This window comes from Mycobacterium sp. 1465703.0 (assembly GCF_001672975.1).
In the GTDB taxonomy this organism is placed as follows: domain Bacteria; phylum Actinomycetota; class Actinomycetes; order Mycobacteriales; family Mycobacteriaceae; genus Mycobacterium.
This window is the reverse complement of record NZ_LZKU01000290.1, coordinates 1-3,019: the sequence shown is the minus strand read 5'-3', so window position 1 is coordinate 3,019 and position 3,019 is coordinate 1. Positions and strand designations below refer to the sequence as shown.

Sequence of the window (3,019 nt, the reverse complement as noted above, 5' to 3'; positions counted from 1 at the left end):
GCCGGCCAGGGTGCGCTCGGCCAGCTGGACGATCTCACCGGCCAACTCCACACCCGTCGGCCCGGCCCCGACCACCACGAAGGTCAGCCGGCGCTTGCGCTCGGCCGGGTCCGTGGCGACCTCGGCGGCCTCGAACGCGCCCAGGATACGGCCGCGCAACTCCAGGGCATCGTCGATGCTCTTCATCCCGGGCGCGAACGCAGCGTACTCGTCGTGGCCGAAGTAGGACTGCTGCGCGCCGGCGGCCACGATCAGACTGTCGTAGGGCGTCACCGTCTCCATGCCCATCAGGTGGGACGTGACCGTTTTCGTGGTGAGGTCGATGGCCGAGACGTCGCCCCACAGCACCCGGACGTTCTTCTGACGGCGCAGGATGAGTCTGGTGGTCGGCGCGATGTCACCCTCGGAGAGGATGCCGGTAGCTACCTGATACAGCAGTGGCTGAAAAAGATGCGTGGTCGTCCTCGAGATGACGGTGATGTCCACGTCGGCACGCTTGAGCGCCTTGGCCGCGGACAACCCCCCGAACCCGCTTCCGATAATGACGACACGATGGCGCGACATGCCTGTCCCCTCTTCACCCGTGGGCCTGGGTATCAAATCTTCCCAGCGCATGTCCACCGTACGACGCCACCCCGGAGAAAGGCGAGACATCGGTGAAGCCCGGGTGACGCGCGCCAACCACAAGGCAGCGGGGGAAGGCCTGCTGGATGGAACCCGTTGACAGGGACAGGATTTCGGGCATACAGACTGAGGGTGTCTGAAATACCTTGTGTGGTACAGGCTCCCGGCAGGAGCCGCGGTGGGTCAGCGACCCATATCACGGCTCCGGCCGGTCACCTGTGAACTCCGCTACGCGAAGTTTTCAAACGAACGAAAAGCCGCAAGTCGCTTTGCGGCCCTTCGCTCACCGCACTGCTATCCGCCGGTGCAGGTCAAACCAGGCCCGCAATCGATAACTAGCGGAACGGTGCAAGCCGAAGTCATTGGTGCTGCGAAAGCCAGCATCACGGCAACGACGAGTTTGCAAGTACGACGTGACATAAGAACCCCCTTCGTATGGGAGACGACATCGAATGCCCGACGTTGGAGAGCTTACGTGGTCAATGGGTCGTAGATAAGGGATTTCGCGAATCTCCCGCAGCGATTCGTCATACGGATCAGTGAAGATCGCCGGTGCTACGCGGTCACCTATTCTTCGACGGGAATTTCAGCAAAATCCCGCTCCGCGGCGAAATGGAATTATGCCTGCGCGGGCATCCAGCCGAGGCTAAATCGAAACGCTATTAATCCGCTGCTCATTGGCGGTGTGCGCGCACCGGATATGAATTCAAATGGTTGGCAAAGCGGCAGCGGCGACTTCGCGGCGAAACCGTCAATCTGACAGTTGGTTTCATCTTTTGATGAGCGGCGCCTCGAGTCGGCCTAGAACGGCCACGCATTGGCGTCGCTCTTGTACTTGCCGTTGAGGTCGCTGCAGAAGTCGGCGGCGGTGCCGGCCAGCAGGATGTAATAGGTCTCGCCACGGCGGCTTTCGTAGGAGACGGGGGTCGTCCAGCCGTTGTCGCACATCGCGGCTTCGCCGCCGGCCGCCGTTCTTCGCCAATTGGTCTTGGCGCAGGCGACCAGGCTGTCGACGTTCGGTGTGGCGCTCTTGGCGGCGACCAACATCGCGCCTCCCCATTGCCCGTCATTGCGTCGATAGGCGCGGGCGCCGAATCCGGCGTTGTTGGTCTGGCAGGTCAGCGCCCGGCGCAGCAGCGAGAAGGGGCCGGCAAGCTGCTGGTTGGCCGCCCCGGCCGCGGCCGTGATGAATTGCGCCGCGTCCGAGCCGTCTACTTCCTGGATGGCGTCTGGCTTGCCAAAGCTGAAGAGCTGTTGGGAGATTCCCTGCGCAGCCGCCGACCCGCCGCCGATGATCGGGCCGCTGCCACTGGACGTCATCGCGGGCAGTCCCGCGGTCGGATCGGCGCCCGCCAGGGGCATGCCGGCGGCGGTACCCAGGGCCAGCAGCGCGATCATGCGGTGAATGCGGCGCGCGGTGAGTCTCATGACCCTTATTTCAGCACGTGTGCGTAGTCTGCGCGGCGGTCGTCGGCAATCAATCCGGTCAGCACATGGCGGGTCTGCAACCCGATGTATTGATCGATGCTGTAGATGGCCCCAAAGTGCCAATGCTTGAGTGCCCAGCCGTGGGCCAGCAGCATGACGTCGAACACGATCAGGTCGACGTCGACGTCGCGAAAGACGCCTTCGGCGATGCCGGCTTCGATTACCGCGCGCAGCGGTGCGGCGGTGGCGATTTCGAGGTCCTTGATCTGGGCACGGCCGGGCGCTCCGAGCGTGCGGCTCTCCCGATAGGTCAGCACCACGCCGTCCAGGTTTTCGTCGACGATCTCGATATAGCGGCGCACCCCCGCGCTCAACTGGTCGACGACGTCGTCGCCGGCGGCCTGGATGACCGGCGTGAGTTGATCGCGGAACACGTCCTGGATTCGCACGATCGTCGCGAGCAGCAGGTCTTCCTTGCTGCCGAAGTACCTGTAGATCAGCCCGACGCTGACCTTGGCCTCGGTTGCCAGATCTTGCATGGACATCTGGTGGAATCCGTTGCGGCCCATCACTTTGACCGCGGCATCGAGCACCTGGCGGCGCCGTGAGCTGGCACGGGCCGCGCGCACCGCCTCCGCGACGGGCAGATCGCTGTAATCGGTGACCATTACAACCTCACAGGCCCAGATCCTTGGCGATGATCGTCTTCATGATCTCGTTGGTGCCGCCGTAGATGGTCTGAATGCGGGCGTCGACGAAGGCGCGCGCCACGCTGTATTCGCGCATGTAGCCGTACCCGCCGTGTAGCTGCAGGCAGCGGTCGGCGGTGCGGACCTGCAGATCGGTGGTCCACCATTTCAACCGGGCGGCGCGTGCGGCGGTCAGCTCACCCGCCAGGTGCTCGGCCAGGCAGTCGTCGAGATAGGTGCGGGCAACGTCGATTTCGGTCGCCAGCTCGGCGAGGACG

4 protein-coding genes are annotated in these 3,019 nt (G+C 64.0%); all 4 read right to left on the bottom strand.

The features are described 5' to 3' along the window. A partial coding sequence (locus tag A5625_RS27315; protein ID WP_156748631.1) for an NAD(P)/FAD-dependent oxidoreductase occupies positions 1-564 on the bottom strand: 564 nt, incomplete at its 3' end. An 861-nt stretch (positions 565-1,425) separates the two neighbouring features. Next, positions 1,426-2,052, bottom strand: coding sequence for a hypothetical protein (locus A5625_RS27310; RefSeq protein ID WP_067001870.1), 627 nt, complete (start codon positions 2,050-2,052; stop codon positions 1,426-1,428). Between the two features lie 5 nt (positions 2,053-2,057). Beyond that, positions 2,058-2,720, bottom strand: a complete 663-nt coding sequence (locus tag A5625_RS27305) for a TetR/AcrR family transcriptional regulator (RefSeq protein WP_067001867.1) — start codon at positions 2,718-2,720, stop codon at positions 2,058-2,060. A 7-nt stretch (positions 2,721-2,727) separates the two neighbouring features. After that, on the bottom strand, positions 2,728-3,019 hold a 292-nt coding region (locus A5625_RS27300), incomplete at its 5' end, for an acyl-CoA dehydrogenase family protein (protein ID WP_255398047.1).

What these genes read in the sequence shown, in the direction of transcription:
- A5625_RS27310 (WP_067001870.1), bottom strand. Translation starts at nt 2,052, where the DNA reads ATGAGACTCACCGCGCGCCGCATTCACCGCATGATCGCGCTGCTGGCC.
- A5625_RS27305 (WP_067001867.1), bottom strand. Translation starts at nt 2,720, where the DNA reads ATGGTCACCGATTACAGCGATCTGCCCGTCGCGGAGGCGGTGCGCGCG.